The sequence below is a fragment of the Paraburkholderia dioscoreae genome (genome assembly GCF_902459535.1).
Classification (GTDB): domain Bacteria; phylum Pseudomonadota; class Gammaproteobacteria; order Burkholderiales; family Burkholderiaceae; genus Paraburkholderia; species Paraburkholderia dioscoreae.
In genome coordinates this window covers 464855-485926 of the sequence record NZ_LR699553.1, presented here as the reverse complement: position 1 = coordinate 485926, position 21072 = coordinate 464855, and the positions used below count along the sequence as shown (strand labels likewise).

17 protein-coding genes are annotated in these 21072 nt (G+C 62.8%); 5 read left to right on the top strand and 12 right to left on the bottom strand.

What is annotated here, in order from left to right; translation table 11 throughout:
* The first annotated feature begins 129 nt into the window (after window positions 1–129).
* The 3 genes from ilvA to queF are packed head-to-tail and all read left to right on the top strand — an operon-like array spanning window position 130 to window position 3568.
* Window positions 130–1815, top strand: a complete 1686-nt coding sequence (gene ilvA / locus PDMSB3_RS02280) for a threonine ammonia-lyase, biosynthetic (RefSeq protein WP_407670518.1) — start codon at window positions 130–132, stop codon at window positions 1813–1815.
* 29 nt (window positions 1816–1844) lie between these two features.
* Complete coding sequence (locus tag PDMSB3_RS02275) at window positions 1845–2747, top strand: 5'-nucleotidase (protein ID WP_007179352.1); 903 nt, start codon at window positions 1845–1847, stop codon at window positions 2745–2747.
* Complete coding sequence (gene queF, locus PDMSB3_RS02270) at window positions 2744–3568, top strand: NADPH-dependent 7-cyano-7-deazaguanine reductase QueF (protein ID WP_007179353.1); 825 nt, start codon at window positions 2744–2746, stop codon at window positions 3566–3568. Before PDMSB3_RS02275 ends, queF begins: the two co-directional genes overlap by 4 nt.
* 75 nt (window positions 3569–3643) lie before the next feature.
* Here the strand turns inward: queF and PDMSB3_RS02265 are convergent, their stop codons facing one another.
* The 3 genes from PDMSB3_RS02265 to PDMSB3_RS02255 all read right to left on the bottom strand — a co-directional run bounded on the left by PDMSB3_RS02265 (window position 3644) and on the right by PDMSB3_RS02255 (window position 6477).
* A complete protein-coding gene (locus PDMSB3_RS02265) occupies window positions 3644–4030 on the bottom strand; it encodes a RidA family protein (protein ID WP_007179354.1) in 387 nt (128 codons plus the stop codon).
* A gap of 74 nt (window positions 4031–4104) precedes the next feature.
* On the bottom strand, window positions 4105–5586 hold the full coding sequence (locus PDMSB3_RS02260; protein ID WP_007179355.1) for an N-acyl-D-amino-acid deacylase family protein: 1482 nt from the start codon (window positions 5584–5586) through the stop codon (window positions 4105–4107).
* A gap of 3 nt (window positions 5587–5589) precedes the next feature.
* Window positions 5590–6477, bottom strand: a complete 888-nt coding sequence (locus PDMSB3_RS02255) for a MurR/RpiR family transcriptional regulator (protein WP_007179356.1) — start codon at window positions 6475–6477, stop codon at window positions 5590–5592.
* 156 nt (window positions 6478–6633) lie between these two features.
* On the opposite strand from PDMSB3_RS02255, the gene PDMSB3_RS02250 reads away from it, so the two are divergent.
* Window positions 6634–7911, top strand: coding sequence for an amino acid deaminase (locus tag PDMSB3_RS02250; protein WP_007179357.1), 1278 nt, complete (start codon window positions 6634–6636; stop codon window positions 7909–7911).
* 143 nt (window positions 7912–8054) lie between these two features.
* Here the strand turns inward: PDMSB3_RS02250 and PDMSB3_RS02245 are convergent, their stop codons facing one another.
* Both PDMSB3_RS02245 and PDMSB3_RS02240 read right to left on the bottom strand, forming a co-directional pair.
* Complete coding sequence (locus PDMSB3_RS02245; RefSeq protein ID WP_007179358.1) at window positions 8055–8567, bottom strand: MarR family winged helix-turn-helix transcriptional regulator; 513 nt, start codon at window positions 8565–8567, stop codon at window positions 8055–8057.
* Window positions 8568–8597: 30 nt separating this feature from the next.
* Window positions 8598–10193, bottom strand: a complete 1596-nt coding sequence (locus PDMSB3_RS02240; RefSeq protein ID WP_007179359.1) for an MDR family MFS transporter — start codon at window positions 10191–10193, stop codon at window positions 8598–8600.
* A 138-nt stretch (window positions 10194–10331) separates the two neighbouring features.
* On the opposite strand from PDMSB3_RS02240, the gene PDMSB3_RS02235 reads away from it, so the two are divergent.
* Window positions 10332–11174, top strand: coding sequence for an EcsC family protein (locus PDMSB3_RS02235; protein ID WP_007179360.1), 843 nt, complete (start codon window positions 10332–10334; stop codon window positions 11172–11174).
* On the opposite strand, the gene PDMSB3_RS02230 is transcribed toward PDMSB3_RS02235, so the two are convergent.
* The 7 genes from PDMSB3_RS02230 to PDMSB3_RS02200 form a co-directional block, all read right to left on the bottom strand.
* Complete coding sequence (locus PDMSB3_RS02230; protein WP_007179361.1) at window positions 11144–12100, bottom strand: alpha/beta hydrolase; 957 nt, start codon at window positions 12098–12100, stop codon at window positions 11144–11146. The two genes, PDMSB3_RS02235 and PDMSB3_RS02230, sit on opposite strands and share 31 nt — an antisense overlap.
* Before the next feature lie 126 nt (window positions 12101–12226).
* Complete coding sequence (locus tag PDMSB3_RS02225; RefSeq protein ID WP_007179362.1) at window positions 12227–12661, bottom strand: CHRD domain-containing protein; 435 nt, start codon at window positions 12659–12661, stop codon at window positions 12227–12229.
* Between the two features lie 595 nt (window positions 12662–13256).
* A complete protein-coding gene (locus tag PDMSB3_RS02220) occupies window positions 13257–17729 on the bottom strand; it encodes an ATP-binding protein (protein WP_007179363.1) in 4473 nt (1490 codons plus the stop codon).
* A 21-nt stretch (window positions 17730–17750) separates the two neighbouring features.
* A complete protein-coding gene (gene aqpZ, locus PDMSB3_RS02215) occupies window positions 17751–18497 on the bottom strand; it encodes an aquaporin Z (protein WP_007179364.1) in 747 nt (248 codons plus the stop codon).
* Between the two features lie 253 nt (window positions 18498–18750).
* Window positions 18751–19395 carry a response regulator transcription factor gene (locus tag PDMSB3_RS02210; RefSeq protein ID WP_165184408.1) on the bottom strand — a complete coding sequence of 215 codons (645 nt, stop codon included), beginning with the start codon at window positions 19393–19395 and terminating at the stop codon, window positions 18751–18753.
* Window positions 19396–19501: 106 nt separating this feature from the next.
* A complete protein-coding gene (locus PDMSB3_RS02205) occupies window positions 19502–20191 on the bottom strand; it encodes a response regulator transcription factor (protein WP_007179366.1) in 690 nt (229 codons plus the stop codon).
* Window positions 20192–20330: 139 nt separating this feature from the next.
* Window positions 20331–20996, bottom strand: coding sequence for a response regulator transcription factor (locus PDMSB3_RS02200; RefSeq protein WP_007179367.1), 666 nt, complete (start codon window positions 20994–20996; stop codon window positions 20331–20333).
* Between the last annotated feature and the right edge of the window lie 76 nt (window positions 20997–21072).

Below are 21072 nucleotides of genomic sequence, written 5' to 3'. Positions count from 1 at the left end.
GCATCAGGTGGGCGATCCGAGGCTGCCAGTGCATCTTCCGATCCTTATTCCAAAACGGAATTCTACCGCATGATCCCGCCACGCGTTGACGCCTGAAATCGGAGCTGCGGCCGGACTTTGGCCACTTTCATGGCGAATCGCGTGACAAAGCCCATATGCCGGATTGACCGACCGAACGGTCGGGCGAGGCTTTGCGGCACGGCTCCGGGGCATAAGCCGAAGGCCTCGGCGCATACCGTTGGCGCTATCATTGACCCTTTCCCGTCTCACAAAGCGCTCCGCGCCACCCGCATGGCTTCCCACGACTACCTGAAGAAAACCCTGACCGCGCGCGTCTACGACGTGGCCCGCGAGACCGAACTCGAACGCGCGCCGAATCTGTCGGCGCGTCTGCGCAATCCGGTCTACCTGAAGCGCGAGGACAACCAGCCGGTGTTCTCGTTCAAGGTGCGCGGCGCGTACAACAAGATGGCGCATATTCCGGCCGGGGCGCTGGAACGCGGGGTGATTACCGCGTCGGCGGGCAATCATGCGCAGGGCGTCGCGCTTTCGGCCGCGCGCATGGGCGTGAAGGCGATCATCGTGGTGCCGGTCACCACGCCGCAGGTGAAAGTGGATGCGGTGCGCGCGCACGGCGGCCCGACCGTCGAAGTCGTGCAGTTCGGCGAATCGTATAGCGACGCGTATGACCACGCGGTGAAACTGCAGGAAGAGCGCGACCTGACCTTCGTGCATCCGTTCGACGATCCGTATGTGATCGCCGGCCAGGGCACGGTGGCAATGGAGATCCTGAGCCAGCATCAGGGTCCGATTCACGCGATCTTCGTGCCGATCGGCGGTGGTGGACTCGCGGCAGGCGTGGCCGCATACGTGAAATCGGTGCGCCCGGAGATCAAGGTGATCGGCGTGCAGACCGACGATTCGTGCGCAATGGCCGCGTCACTGAAAGCCGGCGAGCGGGTCACGCTGACTGAGGTCGGTCTGTTCTCGGACGGCACGGCGGTGAAGCTGGTCGGTGAAGAGACCTTTCGCCTCTGCCGCGCATATCTCGACGACGTGCTGCTCGTGAATACCGACGCCCTATGCGCCGCCATCAAGGACGTGTTCCAGGACACCCGCAGCGTGCTGGAACCTGCCGGCTCGCTCGCGGTGGCCGGGGCGAAACAGTATGCGGAGCGCGAAGGCATCGAGAACCAGACGCTGATCGCGATCACGTCGGGCGCGAACATGAACTTCGACCGCATGCGCTTCGTGGCCGAGCGCGCCGAAGTCGGTGAGGCACGCGAAGCGGTGTTCGCCGTGACGATCCCCGAAGAGCGCGGCAGTTTCCGGCGCTTCTGCGAACTGGTGGGCACGCGCAGCGTCACCGAGTTCAACTACCGCATTGCGGACGCGCATTCCGCCCATATCTTCGTAGGCGTGCAGATCAGGAATCGCAGCGAATCCGCGCAGATTGCGGGTGCGTTCGAAGCGCACGGCTTCGCCACCGTCGATCTCACGTTCGACGAACTGTCCAAGCAGCACATCCGCTATATGGTCGGCGGCCGCTCGCCTCTGGCGCACGACGAACGACTGTTCCGCTTCGAGTTTCCCGAACGTCCGGGCGCGCTGATGAAATTCCTTTCGTCGATGGCGCCGAACTGGAATATCAGCCTGTTCCACTACCGCAACCAGGGCGCGGACTACAGCTCGATTCTGGTCGGCATCCAGGTGCCGGAGAGCGAGAACGCGGCGTTCGAACAGTTTCTCGCCACGCTCGGTTATCCGAACTGGGAAGAGACGCGGAATCCGGTGTATCGCCTGTTTCTCGCTTGATTAACCGCACTTAGGACTGAAACGCGCAGATGGCTCTTTCGCTTGTCGACAAATTGGTGGTGGCAATCTCGTCGCGCGCGCTGTTCGACTTCGAGGAAGAGAACAGCGTGTACGAGGAAGGCAACCTGCAAGCCTATGAAGCGCTGCAGCGCGACCGCCTCGCCGTACCCGCCAAACCGGGCGTGGCATTCCCGCTAATCCGCAAGCTGCTGGCATTGAACGCGGGCGGCCACCGCGTCGAAGTGGTGATTCTCTCGCGCAGCGATCCGATCAGCGGACTGCGCGCGTTCCATTCGTGCCGCGAATATGGGCTTGCCATCGAACGCGGCGTGTTCACGCGTGGGCGCGCGCCGTTCGGCTACCTGAAGCCGCTGAACGCGTCGCTGTTTCTATCGGCGAATCAGCAGGACGTGCGCGACGCGCTCGCCGCCGGATTTCCCGCCGCGCGCGTATTGCCGGAATCGGCGAAAATGGCGAGCAAGTATCCGGACGAGATCCGCATTGCCTTCGACGGCGACGCCGTACTGTTTTCCGACGAGGCCGAGCGCGTGTTCCAGAAAGACGGTTTGCGCGCCTTTGTCGGCCACGAGATTCACAACAAGGATCTGCCGCTCGCGGACGGCCCTCTGAAGCCGTTGCTCGAAGCACTGCACCGGCTGCAAAAACTCGCGGACGAAGCCGCGCCCATGCATATTCGTACGGCATTGGTGACGGCGCGCTCGGCGCCCGCGCACGAGCGCGCGATCCGTACCCTGATGGCGTGGAACATCGAAATCGACGAAGCGATGTTCCTCGGCGGCCTCGACAAGAGCGCATTTCTGCGCGAGTTCGAGCCGGACTTTTTCTTCGACGACCAAATTGGCCACTGCGAATCGGCCCGCGTCGTGACGGCGACGGGGCATGTGATGAGTGGCATCGTGAACGCATCATGACACCCGAACAATCCCCGCTGGGTAAGGCCTCCACTTACACCGAACAATACGACGCGTCGCTGCTGTTTCCGATCGCGCGAAAAAATGCGCGCGAGGCGATCGGCATCGGCGCGCAGTTGCCGTTCTTCGGCACGGACATCTGGAATGCTTATGAGCTGTCCTGGCTGAACGCGCGCGGCAAGCCGCAAATCGCGGTGGCGACTTTCTTCGTGCCGGCGGATTCGCCGAATATCGTCGAGTCGAAGTCGTTCAAGCTGTATCTCGGTTCGTTCGCGCAGACCGCATTCGAGTCGATGGACGCGGTGCGCGACACGATCAGGCGCGACGTGTCCGCGTCGTGCGGCGCGACGGTTTCCGTTCATCTGGCGGCGCCGTACGAGTTTGGCAAATTGCGAATGGAAGAATTCGAAGGCTTGTCGCTGGACCGGCTGGATCTGGATACCGATATCTATCAGCCGGACGCGTCTTTGCTGAAAGCGGCGCTGCATGAAGCGCCGGTCGAAGAAACGGTGTTCTCCAACTTGCTGAAATCGAATTGCCCGGTAACGGGGCAGCCCGATTGGGGCAGCGTGCAGATTCACTACGTGGGCCCGCAGATCGATCACGCGGGCTTGCTGCGCTACATCATCTCGTACCGGAATCACACAGGGTTTCACGAGCAGTGTGTCGAACGGATTTTCGTCGACGTGCTGAAGGCCTGCAAGCCGGTGAAGCTTGCGGTGTATGCGCGCTACACGCGTCGCGGCGGGTTGGACATCAATCCGTTCCGCACGAACTACAACTTGCCGATGCCGGACAATATGCGGCTGGCTCGACAGTAAGAAGCAGCAGGCTGTTCGCCGCGGATGCCGGTGCAAATCCGCGGCGAACAGCGAAAACCAGTTAAATCTTCAGGGTCACGCCGTGGGCTTTTTATAAGCCACGCAATCCACTTCGACCCGGCAATCGATCACCATCGAAGAAACCACGCAGGCGCGCGCCGGCGGGTTCTCGCCGAAGTACTCGCGGAACACCTTGTTGAACGACGCGAAGTCGCGCGGATCGTCCAGCCACACGCCGCAGCGGACCACATGCTCCGCGCCATAGCCGGCTTCCTTCAGAATCGCGAACACGTTCTGAATCGCCTTGTGCGATTGCTCGACGATGCCGCCATTGATCACTTCGCCGTTTTCCATCGGCGTCTGGCCGGACACGAACAGCCAGCCGTCCGCTTCGACCGCACGTGCAAACGGCATATGCTGACCGCCCGTTCCCTTCCCGCCTTCAACACCATATCGCTTCATCACTCCACTCCTTAAATGGTCCGACGCGCGTTCGGCAGAATCGCCCCGCGCGCCGCAATCAATCGATCAAAAATTCAGAACGCGCCGTGCGCGTCACCCTTCGACGCCGCCCCACGCGCCACGAAGCGACCGGCGCGCTCGCCCGTCACTTCGCCATCGCGGTACGACAGCACGCCGTTCACCCACACCGCGTCGATACCGTCGGCGGCCTGCTGCGGCTTTTCGAACGTCGCCGCATCGCGCACTTTGGCCGGGTCGAACAACACCAGATCAGCGTAATAGCCGATATGCACCTCGCCGCGCTGCGCCAGCCCAAAGCGCCGCGCCGACAGGCTGGTCATCTTGCGCACCGCCTCTTCGAGCGGCAGCAAACCCGCGTCGCGCGCATAGTGGCCGAGCACGCGCGGGAATGCGCCCCACAAGCGCGGATGCGGCAGCGGATCATTCGGCAAACCATCCGAGCCGACCATGGTCGCGGGATGCGAAAGGATGCGCCGCACGTCGTCTTCGGACATGTTGTGATACACCGCGCCCGCCGGTTGCAGGCGCTTGCCCGCTTCCTGCTGCGTGACGCCCCACTGCGCGGCAATCTCCTTCACGAGCTTGCCCGCCATCTCCGGATGCGGCTCCGACCACGTAATCGTGATGTCGATATCACCCGTCACCTGTTTCAGATCGAGCGTCGACGAACTGCGGTCGTACGGATAGCAATCGCAACCGATCGGCTGCAAACGGCTCGCGCTTTCCAGCGACTTCAGCACTTCGACGCTGCGGCCCCAGTTCGACGGCCCCGCGCACTTCAGATGCGAGATCACCACCGGCACGTGCGCGTGACGGCCCACGCGATACGCTTCATCCATTGCGTCGAGAATCGCATCGAATTCGGTGCGCATATGCGTGGTGTACAGCGCGCCGGCGGCGGCGAGCGGTTCGGCCAGCGCCATCACTTCTTCAGTTGGCGCGGCGAACGCCGAGCCGTAGGCAAGCCCCGAACTCAGACCCAGCGCGCCGTTGGCCAACGCTTCTTCAAGTTGAGCGCGCATGCCTTCGATTTCCTGCCCGGTCGCCGCGCGATCGAGCCGGTCCATCTGGTTGCTGCGCAACGCCGTATGTCCGATCAGCGCGCCGACGTTCACCGCCGGCCGCGCCGCATTGACCGCTGCGACATACGCGGCGAAGGTCGGATACTGGAACGCGTCGCGCTCGCCGAGCAGGTTCATCGGATCGGGCGGTTCGCCCTTGAGCGCAACCGGCGATGCGCTGATGCCGCAATTGCCGACGATCACCGTCGTCACGCCTTGCGTGATCTTCGGCAGCATTTGCGGCGAGCGGATCACGTGCGTGTCGTCGTGCGTATGAACGTCGATGAAGCCCGGCGCCAGCGCGCGGCCTTCGGCCTCGATCACCTCTTCGGCCAGCCAGTTCGACAGATTGCCGATCGCGACGATGCGGCCGTCACGAACCGCGACATCGCGCTCGACTGGCGGCTCGCCCGTGCCGTCATACAGTTGCGCGCCGACGATCAGCGTATCGGCGGCTTCGGGATGCGAATGCATGGATCAGTCTCCTAACGGTTGTCGATCGCCGCCGCCGCGGTGCGTGTCGAGCGCATGCTTCATGCGGCGCAACAGTTCGCGGCTCTCGTCGCCCTGACTGACGGCAAGTTCGGTGACGAGCACATCGAGCGCCATCATCATCGCGTAGCGCGACGACGACGGCTTGTAAATGAAATCGGTTTCAAACGCGACGATCGGGATCACCCAATCGGCAAGCCTGGCGAGCGGTGAAGCCGGCGCGGTCAGCGCGATCACGGTCGCGCCGTAGCTGCGCGCGATCTTGCAGTTCTCGACCATCTCGGGCACACGCCCGGTGGTGGACAGCGCGATCACCACGCAGTCACGCGATACGGTGCTGGCCACCATGCGTTGCAGCAAGCCGTCCTGATAGGTCGCGACAGGCCGGCCGAGGCGCACGAGCCTGAAGCGCATCTCGTCGGCGAGCGCGGTGGAACCGCCGCCCATGCCGAACACGTAGATCATGCGCGCGGCGCGCAAGACGGCCGCCGCTTCGCCGAGCGGCGCCTGGCGCAGCAATTGATGGTTGTGCGCCAGCGTGGTCTGCAATTCGTCGAACACCCGGGTCGCGATCGACTCGGGCGCGTCGCTCGGGCCTGGCTGCAGGAAGCGCTGACCGACCGCCGCGGCCTGCGCCAGCCGCAGCTTGAGCTCGCGCACGTCGCGGCAACCTACCGCCTTGGCAAAGCGCGTCACGGTCGCAACGCTCACCTCGGCTTGCTGCGCGAGCGCGCCGATGCTGGCGCGCGAGGCGCCGGTCAGATCGTCGAGAATCAGCGCGGCGACCTTGCGTTCGGCCGAGCGTAGCTCGGGCGCGCATTCGGCAATGCGCGCGACGATATCGAAAGCCAGCGGTTCGGCGGTTGAATTCATTGCAGACTGTGGATGTGGCGCGAAGGCTGAACAAAGGCTAACAACGCGCCTTCGGCAAACCGTGGTACTAAATAACATTTCTTCATCCATCGTACTTTCTGTAACATGGTAAAGTCAACTTTGATTCAATTTAACTGGACGATGGAGCAAGGAGACATGAAAGTTACAAACTATCAGGGCGCGACGATTGATCCTTATAGCAAGGGCTTGGGCATGGTTCCGGGCACCAGCATCCAGCTCACGGATGCCGCGCGCCTGGAGTGGAACCTGCTGAACGAAGACGTGAGCCTGCCGGCCGCCGTGCTGTACGCAGACCGGGTGGAACACAACCTGAAGTGGATGCAGGCATTCGTGGCGGAATACGGCGTCAAACTCGCGCCGCACGGCAAGACTACGATGGCGCCACAGCTGTTTCGCCGCCAGCTCGAAACCGGCGCGTGGGGCATCACGCTCGCCACCGCGCATCAGGTGCGCGCGGCTTATCACGGCGGCGTCTCGCGCGTGCTGATGGCCAATCAGCTGGTCGGCCGCCGCAACATGATGATGGTCGCCGAGTTGCTGAGCGATCCGGAATTCGAATTCTTCTGTCTCGTCGATTCGGTCGAAGGCGTCGAGCAGTTGGGCGAGTTTTTCAAGTCGGTGAACAAGCAGTTGCAGGTGCTGCTCGAACTCGGCGTGCCGGGCGGCCGCACGGGTGTGCGCGACGCCGCGCAACGCAATGCCGTGCTAGAGGAGATTGCACGCTATCCGGATACGCTGAAGCTCGCCGGCGTCGAGTTGTATGAAGGCGTGCTCAAGGAAGAGCACGAGGTGCGCGAGTTCCTGCAAAGCGCGGTCGCGGTTACGCGCGAACTCGTCGAGCAAGGGCGCTTTGCGCGTACACCGGCCGTGCTGTCAGGCGCGGGGTCGGCCTGGTACGACGTGGTTGCGGAGGAATTCGTGAAGGGCTCGGAGACCGGCAAGGTCGAGGTCGTGCTGCGTCCAGGCTGCTATCTGACACACGACGTCGGTATCTATCGCAAGGCGCAGACGGACATCTTCGCGCGCAATCCGGTCGCGAAGAAAATGGGCGAAGGGCTGCTTCCCGCGCTGCAATTGTGGGCGTATGTGCAGTCGATTCCCGAACCGGATCGCGCGATCATCGGTCTGGGCAAGCGCGATTCCGCGTTTGATGCGGGCATGCCGGAGCCGGCACGCCACTATCGTCCGGGTAACGAAGCACCGCGCGATATCGCGGCGAGCGAAGGCTGGGAGATTTTCGGCTTGATGGATCAGCATGCATATCTGCGGATTCCCGCGGGCGCTGATCTGAAAGTGGGCGACATGATCGCGTTCGACATCTCGCATCCGTGTCTGACGTTCGACAAGTGGCGTCAGGTGTTGGTGGTCGATCCGGCGTATCGGGTCACGGAAGTGATCGAAACGTTTTTCTGATTGTTCTTGCGAAGGGTACGCTCTGAGGGAGCGGGGCGCGCCTTTCGTGGCATTTTGTGGCATTTCGTGGCGTCACGCGCGGAGCGAATGATCGCGCAGCGGTCCCAAAGAACCGCCCGTGTTCATCTGCATCCAGCAGCAAGTCAAGGCTGGCGCGGTGCTTCGGCCGCCATCGCCCCGGGTAGCGGCGGAATATCAGCGGAGCCTGCTCCGGCGGCGCCAGCCATCGCCGCCACTTCGCCAATTCTCACCTCAAGCAACGTCAACGCCTCCGACAGCGCGCCCAACGCCTCGTCCGGCAACCCTGCCATCGTGTCGTGCAGAAACGCATTGCGACGCGGCAAACTGGCCTCGGTCGCCGACTGCCCCGCTTCGGTCAGCCGCACGTTGGTCACGCGGTTGTCGCGCGTGTCCATGCTGCGAGCGATCCAGCCCATACCTTCCAGCGTTTTCAGTTGCCGCGTCAGCGCGCCCGGGTCGACACGCAAGCGCTCCACCAGCCGCTTCTGCGACGACTCGCCGCCCTGCTCGTGCAACGCGAGCAGAATGCGCCAGCGCGGCAGCGGGTGGCCGACGTGCGCCTCGAAGGCCGACATGAACGTCCGATAAGTGCGGCCGAATTGCTGCATGACGGCGACGCGATCCTGTTCTTCCATGATCTGTCAGTAAAACGATAAGTCCAAGAATCAGTCCGCGTGAATCACGGGTTCGAGCTTGCGCTGGAGCTTGATCGGCGGCACACGGCGGCTTTGCCAGACCGATACTACGGCGATGATCGCCGCCATAGCGAGTCCCAGATGAATCGCCGACACGAGCGCTTCGCGCGCGCTTTCGAGCAGCATCGCGCCGTTATGGCCCGCGTGCGCCAACTGGCCAAGCAAGGTGGTCTGCGCGTCGCGATTGATGAGGATTTGCGGGTCGCCGAGATCCGCGAACCAGTGCGACGCGTGATCGTTTTCGAGCGCGCTGCGCACGCCGCTCGCGTACATGTGGCTGACCAGCGTGCCGGTCAGCGCCGTGCCGAGCATGCCGCCGATCATCCGCAGCGACTGCAGCAACGCCGTCGCAATGCCGAGGTGCTCGCGGCCGGCCGTTTGCTGCGCGAAGATCGTCAGGTTCGGCATGACGAAACCGAGTCCCAATCCGCCGACGACCATGAACGACATCAACAGCCATTGCGGCATGGCGCGCGTCGCGACGACCACGCCCAGACACGCCAGCGCGAGCAGCGTAAAGCCCACGTACAGCATCAGATTCGGATTGCGCACGCGCGAGACGATGCGCCCATTGGCGATACTGCCGATCGTAATGAATACGACCAGCGGCGTGATGACGAGCCCCGCCTCTTTCGGCGACATGCCGAAGCCGCCCTGGAACAGCAGCGGCGCGTAGAACAGCAGCGAGAACATCGTGAAGCCGCCCAGCACGGCCAGCGTGAAGAGCGCGGCGAGACTGCGATTGCGGAACATGTCGACCGGCAGGATCGCCGTCGGACAGCGCTTTTCCCACTGCCACAGCGCGTAAGCCGACGCGGCGCTCAACGCGAGCAGCGCAGCCACGCTCAAGGTCACGCCATGCTTGGGCAGCAACTCGACGAACAATTGCAGCGAGCCGAGTGCCACGGCGATCAGCACGGCGCCGGGCCAGTCGAGCCGCATCTTGCCTTCGTGTTCGACATGGCGCAGATGCGGCAGAAAGCGCCAGACAAAAAACAGCGACAGCAGACCGACCGGCAGATTCACATAGAAAACCGAGCGCCAGCCGTAGTACTGCGTGAGGAAACCGCCGAGCGACGGCCCCACCGCGTTCGCGATACCGAACGCCGAACTCATCAACACCTGCCAGCGCAAACGCACGACCGAGTCGGGAAACAGATCGGGAATGCACGCGAACGCCGTGCCGACCAGCATGCCACCGCCAATGCCCTGCAGGCCGCGCGCGAGCACGAGGAACAGCATGTTGTTGGCCGCGCCGCACAGCACCGAGGCGCCCGTGAACACGATAATCGATGCGATCACGAACGGCTTACGCCCGTAATAATCGCCAAGCCGGCCGAAAATCGGCACGGTAATCACCGAGGTCAGCAAATATGACGTGGCGACCCACGCGTACAGCTCGAAACCCTTGAGTTCGGCGACGATGGTGGGCAACGCGGTGCCGACCACGGTCTGGTCGAGCGCGACCAGCATCGTGACGAAGGAGATGCCGAGCATCGCCAGCAGCGATTCACGGAAAGGTAAAACTTGCCCACTCGAGTGATGGGCCGCGGTATGGACAGCCATTTTTGATAGTGCAACTGTTGACTCGTCAAACGATCGGGAATCATACCACGGCGAGACGCTCTAATCGGCACATACCGCTGTGGTACGCCGTCGCGGCAACAACTGAAGAACACACATCACATGACGCCAGGGAGGCACATGGAGCCGAGTTCGCTCGCAGCACAATCGTTATCGGACGACGACCTGAAGGCGCTGCGGCGCGCGAAACATGAACTGGAGAGCCCCGCGCTGGCGATGAAACTGGCCAGCATCGTCGGCGCGCCGCTGGAAAAGCTGCTTTCGCGCATGCCGGCGTTCGCCAACGAAAAAGTCGCGGACGCGACCGAGCTGGCATTGCGCAAATGCCTGGCGATCGCGCTGCGCACGCTGGGGCGAAGGGACAGCGCGCTTCCGCTCGTGGCGCCCGAGAGGCCGAGCAACCTGCTGCACAAGTTCGCCGTGGCGACCACCGGCGCGGCCGGCGGCGCATTCGGACTGTTCGCGCTGCCCGTCGAACTGCCGGTCACGACCACGCTGATGTTCCGCTCGATCTGCGACATCGCGCGCAGCGAGGGTGAGGATCTGAGCTCGATCGACACGCAACTGCAATGTCTGACGGTGCTCGGCATGGGCAGCACGTCGAGCGCCGACGACGACGCCGACTTCGGCTACTTCATCATGCGCGGCGCGCTGGCGCAGGCGGTGTCGAAAGCGTCGTCCGAGATCGCCACCAAAGGTTTCACCACACACGGCTCCGCGGCCTTGCTGCGCCTCGTCAACACGATCGCGGCGCGCTTTTCGGTGCAGGTGAGCGAGCAGATCGCCGCCAAGTCGATTCCGGCGATCGGCGCAGTGCTCGGCGCGATGGTCAATACCGTTTTCATCGACCACTTCCAGCAGGTCGCGCACGCGCACTTCACCGTGCGGCGGTTGGAGCGGCAATACGGCCAGCAAACGGTCGAGGCCGCGTATCAGACCATCGACATCGCGCTCGACGGCTGAGCCGCGCGGCTCGTCGCACGCCGCACGAAGCCGGCGGCACGGCCGAGCGCGCGGTTTCCTTCCGGGATGAACGGCGCGAAGATCGGCCAGACGTGCGGCATTTTCTTCCACACTTCCAGTTCGCAGTCGACGCCTGCCGCGCGCGCGTTGTCGGCCACGCGCTGCGAGTCGTCGAGCAACACCTCCGTGCTGCCGGCCATGATGAAGAGCGGCGGCAAGCCGTGAAGGTCGGCATAAACGGGCGAGGCGTAGGGATGCGTGGCCGGCGTGTCACCTAGATAGATTTTTCCCGCCAGCGCGATCGCGGGGCCGCTGAACATCGGATCGAAACCGTCGTTGGTGCGGATGCTGGCGCCGGTCGCGGCCAGATCGGTCCACGGCGAGAACAGCAGGCCGCCGGCCGGCAAGGGGTCGCCGGCGTCGCGCAGTGCGACGAGCGTGGCAAGCGCAAGGCCGCCGCCAGCCGAATCGCCCGCTATCACGATCGACTCCGGCGCGATCCCTCCGCCGATCAACCGACGATAGGCCGCGGTCGTATCGTTCAACGCAGCCGGGAAGCGGTGCTCGGGCGCGAGGCGGTAATCGAGCGAAAAGATTGCCGCGTTGGCGCGCGTCGCCAGACCGAACACGAGCGAGCGATGCGTGCGAGGTGAACAGAAGTAGTAGCCGCCGCCGTGGCAGTACAACACGGTCGGACCGGTGCCCGCGACTGGCGCGCCGTCCGCGCGCTCGATCCATTCGCCGCGTAACGGCGCATCGTCAGGGCCATACAGCTCACGCAGATGCCAGCCGCGAGGTACGCGCGGCGACCAGACGCGTTTGGAGGTCAACGCGCGCGCTCTTTCTACATTAATGCCCGGCTTGAGGGTCTCGGGTCGAAACTGCCTACGCAGATACCAGCACGCGAGTGCGCTTTGCCAGCTCATCAGGACACGCTCCTTCGAATGTGTCCTGTCATGTTACGTGCGTTCGCGGCAGCGCCGGTGGACGTCGGCTTCTAATCTCAAAAAGATCTCAAAAAGGTTGGCGCCGCCCCGGTAAGACTTTCCGCGCTAGTTCGCCGGCAAAACCTGCCCACGAATTTCACCCATCGGGTTCTGTGCGGTATGCACGTTGAAGTACCACTGCCCCGCCATCAGATCCGTCACCTGCTGCTCGGTGAGCGCCGCCGATCCTTTGATCGGGCTGGCAAGCGCCCCCTTGTCGATCGGCACCTGAACCTTCGCGTTCTGGCCTACCGGCGCCGGCCCGTGGAAATGCGCGGCGGTTGCCGGGCCGCTCAAGCCTTCATAGGTGACCGTCCATTGCAGGGATTTGGTCGATGTATCGAAAGTGGCGTTCAGCATGCCGTGTCCGTGGCTCACGCGTGGAGGTACTTCGCTCGACGGTTCGAGATCCGCCTTCAAGGCCACCGTATCCGCGAAAGCGACGCCCGATGCCAATGTCCACAGCACCACCGCGAGATTCATTTTTCGAAGCGCAATCATGGTCTTCTCCGGACTTGATGCCCCACCGTACCGACACTTCGGTCGCGCGGAGCCACCACATACTAGTTCAAATCCGTTGAGCCTGTTTGTAGCGGGGTGAGCAGGGACCATGCATGGCCAGCGCGGACGCTCCGCGCTTCGGCCCGTGGAACCACTTGCGGTGCGGTTGCGCTACCTTCGGGCAATGAAACGCGGCGACTTCGTAGTTGTCCATAGTGACTCTGGAGGCTGCCGACGAGCAGAAAACGTTCACGATATCGCTCGGAAAGTGCCGCAGCGGGAAGTCGCTACTGACGAGTGCCCATGAAAACGTGACACCGACGTGATACGTCGGAGGCGTTTTAAGCGATTTTCTCAAACAGTTAATTGTGGATTTCGTAATGAATCAATCGCACTATCCCGGTTATGCTTCCGACTGCGAGAAGTGACTCCTTCATCGAAGGATGTCTCCAAATCTTTAACGCGGCTTCGGCCGCGTTTTTTTTCGTTTGAACCTCTCGTTCGCGTCCACATTGGACCGCTCCGCTGCGAAGCGGTCATATTTATGCGGAATAGATGCGGCTCGTCTTTCGAACAGTCGACGAACGGCGAACCGTTATACGAGCAATGCGGCCTGCTGTTCGATTCCGTCCAGCATGGCGTTGCACTTGTTGATTAAAACTATCCCGTCATTGCGCACACGTTCCGGCGGCTTGACATTGATTTCGCGACGGTAATCTTCAAGCGCCATGAGCAGCGGCGGATATTGCAGGACGCTCGCCGCCCCCGCCACGCGATGAAGCCACTCGCGCACGCGCTCCAGTTCCGTGCGCTCGGAGCCGACGCGCTCGAGCAACGGCGACAAGGACTGCACGTCTTCGCGCACCGACGACACAAACGAGTCGAGCAACGCCTTGACGGTCGATTCACTACCCCACAGTTGAGTCATGTGCCCCAGGTCGACCGGGACGAACGGGTCGGCGCCACCTTGAACATCCGGTGTGGCAAGCACCGGCGCTCCGGCGACCTCCGAAGGCGCGGCGTGCCCCGCGCTGTCGGAGCCGAACCAACGGCTCAGATAGTCGCGCAGCGTGGCCAGCCGGGTTGGTTTCACGAGGCTGTCGTCCATGCCGGCGTCGCGACACAGATTCAGGTCTTCGGGTGCGGTATTCGCCGTGATACCCAGAATGGGTAGCCGATGCGCGCCCCCCTCTTCACCTTCACGGATACGCCGCGTGAGTTCATAGCCCGACACGTTCGGCATGTGACAGTCCGTGATCAGACAACCGTAGCTCGTGCGCTGCAATGCAGCCAGCGCTTCCGCTCCGTCGTTCGTCACGTCGCAGGCGAAACCCAGCAACGCGAGCTGGTGCCGGATCAACTCCTGATTGACCGGATGATCTTCCGCCACAAGGATCAGCCGGCCACTCGCGATTGCCCGCTCGCGGTCCGGCGGCGGAGCGCCGCCCTCGGGCGCACGTGGCGTGGCCGCCGAGCGCGGCACCGAAGGCAGCCCTGTCATCGCGGCGGCGCACGCGGCACCGAGGCCGCGCCATGAAATGGGGTTGATGCTGACGCGCACGTTGTCGTCGAGAATGCGGTAGCCCGTCGGCTTCGGCTTCTCGGTCAGGCAGATAACGCGTGTGCGCGGGCGCACGCCCGCAGGTAACGTCACGTCCTCGTTCACGAACAGCAAATCCAGATCCGCCAACGCGACGCGATCGCGCAGTTCGGGCGCGTCGGGCGACACGCGGCGCAACGTGAGTCCAAGCGCCTCGCCGAAGTGCATCAGAGCCTGAGCAATGCGTGCGTCGCCGGTTGCCACGAGCCCGCGCTTGCCACGCAAACCGTTGACAGAATAACGCTGAGTCTCGACAGCCATGCTCAGTTGCACGATCATGCGCGTGCCGCGGCCCGGTTCGCTGTGCAACGCCAGCGAACCGCCCATGAGGTCGATCAGTTTGCGGCAGATCGTCAAGCCAAGGCCCGTACCGCCGAACCGGCGCGTGGTGGACGACTCCGCCTGCACGAACGGCTCGAACAGCCTGTTCTGCACCTCCGGCGCGATACCGATGCCGGTGTCCTCGACAGTCATTTCGAGCGTCTGGACGTCATCGGCCTCTGCGAACACCGACACGCGCACGTCGACCTCGCCTTGCGGCGTAAACTTGATGGCATTGCCAAGCAGATTGAAGAGAATCTGCCGCAACCGGACGCTATCGCCCCGCAGGGCGGCTGCAACATCCGGCGCAATATCCACGCGCACTTTCAGACCCTTCTCGTGGGCCCGGCCAGCCAGCAGGCCAACAGCGTTGTCCACCAGCTCACGTATGTCGATGGATTCGGCCTCGATCGTCAACCGACCCGCTTCGATTTTCGAATAGTCGAGCAAGTCGTCGAGGATCTGCAGCAAAGCGCCCGCCGATTCGTGGATCATGCCGAGCATTTCACCCTGGTCCGTGTTGAGCGGCGTGCGCTCCAGCACCTCCACGAGACCGAGCACTCCGTTCATCGGCGTGCGGATTTCATGGCTCATCATCGCGAAGAAGTCGTCTTTGGCACGCGCTGCGGCCTCAGCGAGGTCGCGGGCTCGCGCAAGCTCGTCGGAGCGGGCGTGCTCAACGCTGGCGTCCACCCAGTAGCCGCTCCAAACGACGCTGCCATCCGGTTCCCGACGCGGCACCAGTTCCGCGCGCGCCCACTTGATCTCCTGGTCGCCTTCGAAACGGAACTCCATGTTCACCGGTGTCTCGCAAAGAGCCGAGCGTTCGAGCTCCGCCAGCACGAACGCCCTGTCTTCCTCGCACACGCGCTGGAAATCGACGTGGTCGCTGCTGCTCAACGAGCCGTCTTTCCCGCCGAGCAGATGGCGCGTATCACCGCCGATATACGGAAACGAATACGCGCCGTCCGAAGTGCGGCGCAGTTGAAACACCACCGCCGGCAGCGAGCGCGTCACGTCGAAGAGGCGCCGTTCGGTTTCGCGCGCGCGCATCTCGGCGCGCCGGATATCCGTGATATCGACCACTGTGCCGAGCACGCACACCGGTTGACCGTCGCTGCCGCGGCAGACACTGGCCCAGAAAAGGCCATGCCGCACGTTGCCCGCACCGCGCTCGAACTGCAACTCCAGTTGCGCGGTCTCCCGGCCGTTCAGCATCTCGCGAGTCATGTCGGTCAGGATCCGGCTGTTGGCCTCGCCCCATGTCTGAACGTCCATGGTGTTTCGTCCGATCACCGCCTCGCGACTCATTCCGCAGGCTTGCTCATAGGCCTCGTTGACGGCGATATAGCGGCCGTCGAGGTCCATGGCGACAAGCGGATACGGCACCATCTTCATCATGGTTTCCTGGAAATTCAGTTGCAATTCGAGTTCGAGTTCGGTTTTCTTGCGCAGTCTGACTTCCCGTTGCAGCAGCAGATAGGCACGCAGGGTGATCAGCAGCGCGACGCCGATACCGATAAGCAAAGGCAGCAGACGCACCGCGGTAACGCTCCATATGCCGGACTCCGGCGCACTGCCGGTGACCCACTTCTGCCGGATGCGCTGCTTTTCCGCGGGCGGCATGGCCAGCAACGCGCGGTCGATCAGCCCGGCAAGCGGCATCAGGTCCGCGCGCACGGCAAAGTCGAGCGCGTCGGATTCGCCAACCGTGCCGAGGATTTTCAGGACGCCGTCGTACCGTTGCTTGAGCAGAACGTCGATAGCGGCCACGTTGCCCACCAGAACGTCCGCCTCGCCGGCCGCGACCATCTCGAACGCGTCATCGAGACTGGGCGCGACAACAATGTGGTCTGCCGGAATTCGTTCGAACGCGAGCGGAATCGAACCGGCGACGTGCGAAGAAACGACGACGCGGCGTGACGCGAAATCGCTCAGCGATCTGGCCGCCGGCTCGTCCTCACGCCCGACGATCACCAGCGGATAGCTTTCGTAGGCGACGGTATGCCGCGCCCCCTTGAGTCGTGGATCGTGAATCGATGCCGTGGCGAGAATGGCCAGTTCGCCGCGCTGAAATGCTTCGATAGCGGCGGGCCAGTCGGCCGTGCGGGCGCGGTTGAATACGACGCCGAGTGTGCGGCTCAGATACGCCAGATAGTCGGCGGCAATGCCGGCAGGCCGACCGGAGCTGTCGACGTAGCTGAACGGCGACCAGCCGTTGTCGAAACCGATCTGCAACGGCGGCAATGAACGCAGCCAGGCCTGCTCTTGCGGCGTCAGCACGAGACGCGGCGCGGTGGGCACGGGCTTCGCGTCGAAGTTGCCGGATAGCCAGCGCACACGAATCGCCGCGTCGTCGGCCGGGTTCATCGACGCGAGCGCCTCGTCGAGCTGGTCCCGCAATGCGGCGTGACCGCGTGGCACCGCAAAGCGCAGGTTGGCGGCCCGGCTGCTCTCTTCGAAGGCGACGTGCAGGCCGCGAAACTCCTCGGTGGCCAACGCGTATTGCACAGCCGGGGTGAAGCCGAGATAGACGTCGGCGTCGCCTCGGACCACGGCGGAGAGTGCCGCGTGCGTCGTGGCGAACGCGCTGATCTGTGCATGCGGAAAACGCTCGCGTACCACGCGCTCGAGCGCAAAGCCCTTTTCTACCGCAATGCGAGCTCCGGCGACCAGAGCGGGACTCGCGTAACTGTCGCCGTCCCGGCGAACTACGGCCGACGACGAAGAGCGGAAATACGGTGCGGTAAAACTCAGGCACCGCTCACGCTCCGGTGTGCGCGCAACGCTCGTCAACAGATCGACGTTTCCGGCGCATGCGGCGGCGAGCAATTGCGACACGTCTGGAAACGCCCTGGCTTCGATGACGACATTCGGCCCGACGAGTGCGCGCAAATAGTCGACACTCATACCGGTGAGACGGCCGTCTTGCAGTGCGTCGAGCGGCATCCAGCCGCCGGCGAGAATGCCGACAGTCAGTTTCGCGGGAAAAGCCGCAACAGCCTGGCTGTTCGAACGATTGTCGAAAAGTTGGACTGCCGTTGCCGTCTGGGCGGCGGCAAACAGGAACCATGCGAGCAGACAGAGCCGCACGCGTTCAAGCGCGCGCCTCATCGCAACGCCCGGCGGCAAATTGACGGAAGACATGACAATGACACCCGGCAACACTCAGACAACTTCGCCTCGCCCGTCTGCGAGCGCGGCGGTATTGTGGTCGGGCTTATCGTGCAGAAACGAAAACAGAGCGCCGGCAGCAACGCCACCCGATAGAGGCGCAGCCCAGAACAGCCAGAGTTGATCCAGCGCCCAATCTCCGACGAACAGCGCCTGGGCGGTGGAGCGGGCGGGATTGACGGAGCCGTTGGTGACCGGGATCGACACCAGATAGACGAGCGCCATGCAGGCGCCGACTACCAGCGGCGCAATCGGCTCCATGTCGGGCCGACGGGAAATCCTGAGGATCGCCATTACAAAGCAGAAGGACAGCACGAACTCGATTGCCAGCGCCGAATGCAGTTGATAGTCAGCCGGAGAATGGTCGCCGAAGCCATTCGCCGCGAACTCGGTCGCGTGCAGGTCAAAACCGGGACGGCCGCCCGCCACATATAGGAGTAGCGCTGCGGCAACGATCGCGCCCAGAATCTGCGAGGCAATGTAGGGGAGCAGATCCCTGACCGGAAAACGTTGCGCGACGGTAAAGCCCACAGTGACGGCGGGATTGAAGTGACCGCCGGACAGACTGCCGCCGCAGTAGCTGGCCGTGGCGAGTGCAAGGCCGAACGCCAACGCCGCTTCCAGCACGCCGCCCGCCTGCGGGATCACACCGACGTTCAACACAATGCTCCCGCAACCGATGAAGACCAGCCACGCCGTGCCCGCACTCTCGACCAACAACCGTTTACCTAACGCGACCATCCCGCCTCCTGTTTCTGTCTACGGGGCAGACGGCATTGCATGGCTGCCATAAGACATCTGCCTGAATTCTCTCGGCTCGGGCATTGCTCAGTGCGACGAAATGTCTGCGTTCGTCACAGGAGCATGGAATAAAGCCGCAGTGAACTCAGAACTATGAGACGGCAACGTCTCGCAACCAATCGGAAGACTCTTAAATTCGCCGCTCTCCGAAACCTTTTTTTTCGGCGGCGCGATGCAATACGCTCACGTGTTTTCAGGTCAGTCCGATCTGCCGTGCATAGTCGATCAGGTCAGCTTCCGTTTCGAGCCCGAGCTTGCGCATCGCGCTACGTTTCTGTGTGCTGATGGTCTTGCCGCTGCGCTGCAAACGCGCCGCGATCTGGTGAACGGCGAGACCTTGCACATAAAGCTGGAAGATCTCCCACTCGCGCGCGCTCAACATGCCGGCGCGAAGCTGCGGCGGCGCGTCCGCCGTCTCGATCGCGGCACGCGCGTACTCCGACAAATAGACGCGGCCGCTAAAGGCTGCCTCGATCGCGTCGATCAACGCGGTGACGGTCTCGCGTTTATCGACGATGCCGCCCACGCCGATATGCAAGAGACCGGAGAGCATGTGCGCATGACAGATCATGGTGAGGACCACGACGCAAGGGTGCGGCCGGCCCCGCAACAGGCGACGCAGAAACGGCACCGCGTTACTGCCGCCGTGAATGCCCGGCATGTTGATATCCGAAATGACCACGTCGCACGCACAGGCGTCGAGCAATTCAGCGAGGCCGTGGGTGTCGGCCGCCTCGCCGATGAATTCGATGTGCGGCACGGATTGCAGCATTTGCTTGACGCCGACACGAACGCAGTCGTGATCGTCCGCCACGATGACGCGAATCTTTTGTCTCATTTTTGTTGTCTTATCGATTGGCATGCCCTGCACGAGATGTGCGTCCCCAGGCGGTGCCAATGCATCTTATATTCGTCGCGCCACGGCGCGACACGCCGCCGGCTCATCACCGGTTCTGCACGCGCTCCTCTGGAACCACACCGTACTCGACGGCGAAGCGGAACAGCTCCGCGTCGCTGTGCAGGGCAAGCTTGCGCATTGCGGTGCATTTCTGCGCGCTGATGGTTTTGACACTGCGCCCCAGGCGCGCGGCGATCTCGGTCACCCCGTACCCTGATGCATACTGGGTGAACACCTCGAGTTCGCGGCGCGACAGCATCTGCCGGACAAAATCGAGCCGCTGGGTCACCGTTGCGTCAGCGATCAATGCACGCACTGCCGGCCCGACATAGCACTCGCGTGCCAGCGCCGTGACAACGGCTACGTGAATCAGATCGATCCGGTCGCGCTTGCTCACCAGGGCGTCGGCGCCGAGCGAAATCACCTTCTGAAGTTCGGCCGCCACGGTTTCCATGGTCAGCACGACGAGCGCAATGCCGGGGTAGCGCATCTTGAACTGCCTGACGACTTCCAGTCCGCTGCCGTCGGAACCGCCCGGCATGTAGAGATCCATGAGCACCAGATCGCATGAACTGCGGTCGACTTCCGTGAAGAGTTCGGTGGCGTCGGCTGCGCGGCCGACAATCTGCATATTCGGATAACCGCCCATCAGATTTTCGATCGCCAGTAACACCAGGGGATGATCGTCCGCGATGATGGCTCGGACGGGCGTGCTTACCTCTGCGGTGTCGCGCATCTTCTATTTTTCCTCCATACCTTGATTGCTGCCGCCCTTTTCAGTGAAACCAGCTCTTGTGCCGATCATTAAACATTTTTCAGAAAATGGACATAAGATCGGTCCGAAACAACCTCATTCCATTCAAAAAGTAAATTGCTTAGATATACGATTCAAAACTAAGAATTCCATATGCACGAACGTAAGAGAAAAGACCGGGGTCGTTGGTGACACCGAGTCGGGCCATTGCTTCGCGTTTTTTCCGGCTGACCGTGCGACGATGGCAGCCGAGCGCCGCTGCGATTTCAGCAATCGACTGGCCGTCTACAAGCAACCTGACGACTTCGGCATGAATGCCCGATAAACGCGGCGCTGACGGTCGTTCGCACGCGCGGTCCTGCGGGCGCGCCAGCGCTTCGATGATGGAACGTCCGAGGTAGGCTTCCCCGTGCCGGGCCGCGGCGATCGCCTGCCAAAGCTCGTCCATCGATTCAGCCTTGCCGAGCATGCTCACGGCGCCGTCCGACACAATGGCGCGAAGAATCGCGGCGTTGGTCTGCGTCGTCATCACCACGATGCGCAACTGCGGCCAGTCGCAGCGGATTCGCCGGACAAGATCAAGGCCGTCCTCGATCGCGCCCGTGTGCTCCGGCATGGCGAGGTCGGTGACGAGTACATCGCAGGGCGTGTTCTGCAAGCGTTCGAGCAGCGAATCGGGACTCGTCGCCTCATCGACAATGGTGACGCCGGCATGCATTTTTAGCGTCGCGCGAATGCCAAGCAGAACGAATGGATGATCGTCCGCCAGGATAATTCGAAGTTTCACCGGGATTTTCTCTCGTTTGTTGTAGGATTATTTTCAAATGCGCGGAAAAAATCTGACACCCTTTACGCATTCTTCG

Bases quoted from the DNA above. Each gene is read 5' to 3' on its own strand.
- PDMSB3_RS02250 (WP_007179357.1), top strand. From the start codon at position 6,634: ATGAAAGTTACAAACTATCAGGGCGCGACGATTGATCCTTATAGCAAG.
- ilvA (WP_407670518.1), top strand. From the start codon at position 130: ATGGCGAATCGCGTGACAAAGCCCATATGCCGGATTGACCGACCGAAC.
- PDMSB3_RS02225 (WP_007179362.1), bottom strand. From the start codon at position 12,661: ATGATTGCGCTTCGAAAAATGAATCTCGCGGTGGTGCTGTGGACATTG.
- PDMSB3_RS02255 (WP_007179356.1), bottom strand. From the start codon at position 6,477: ATGAATTCAACCGCCGAACCGCTGGCTTTCGATATCGTCGCGCGCATT.
- PDMSB3_RS02260 (WP_007179355.1), bottom strand. From the start codon at position 5,586: ATGCATTCGCATCCCGAAGCCGCCGATACGCTGATCGTCGGCGCGCAA.
- PDMSB3_RS02235 (WP_007179360.1), top strand. From the start codon at position 10,332: ATGGAGCCGAGTTCGCTCGCAGCACAATCGTTATCGGACGACGACCTG.
- queF (WP_007179353.1), top strand. From the start codon at position 2,744: ATGACACCCGAACAATCCCCGCTGGGTAAGGCCTCCACTTACACCGAA.
- PDMSB3_RS02265 (WP_007179354.1), bottom strand. From the start codon at position 4,030: ATGAAGCGATATGGTGTTGAAGGCGGGAAGGGAACGGGCGGTCAGCAT.
- PDMSB3_RS02245 (WP_007179358.1), bottom strand. From the start codon at position 8,567: ATGGAAGAACAGGATCGCGTCGCCGTCATGCAGCAATTCGGCCGCACT.
- PDMSB3_RS02230 (WP_007179361.1), bottom strand. From the start codon at position 12,100: ATGAGCTGGCAAAGCGCACTCGCGTGCTGGTATCTGCGTAGGCAGTTT.
- PDMSB3_RS02240 (WP_007179359.1), bottom strand. From the start codon at position 10,193: ATGGCTGTCCATACCGCGGCCCATCACTCGAGTGGGCAAGTTTTACCT.
- PDMSB3_RS02220 (WP_007179363.1), bottom strand. From the start codon at position 17,729: ATGTCTTCCGTCAATTTGCCGCCGGGCGTTGCGATGAGGCGCGCGCTT.
- PDMSB3_RS02275 (WP_007179352.1), top strand. From the start codon at position 1,845: ATGGCTCTTTCGCTTGTCGACAAATTGGTGGTGGCAATCTCGTCGCGC.
- PDMSB3_RS02210 (WP_165184408.1), bottom strand. From the start codon at position 19,395: ATGAGACAAAAGATTCGCGTCATCGTGGCGGACGATCACGACTGCGTT.
- aqpZ (WP_007179364.1), bottom strand. From the start codon at position 18,497: ATGGTCGCGTTAGGTAAACGGTTGTTGGTCGAGAGTGCGGGCACGGCG.
- PDMSB3_RS02205 (WP_007179366.1), bottom strand. From the start codon at position 20,191: ATGCGCGACACCGCAGAGGTAAGCACGCCCGTCCGAGCCATCATCGCG.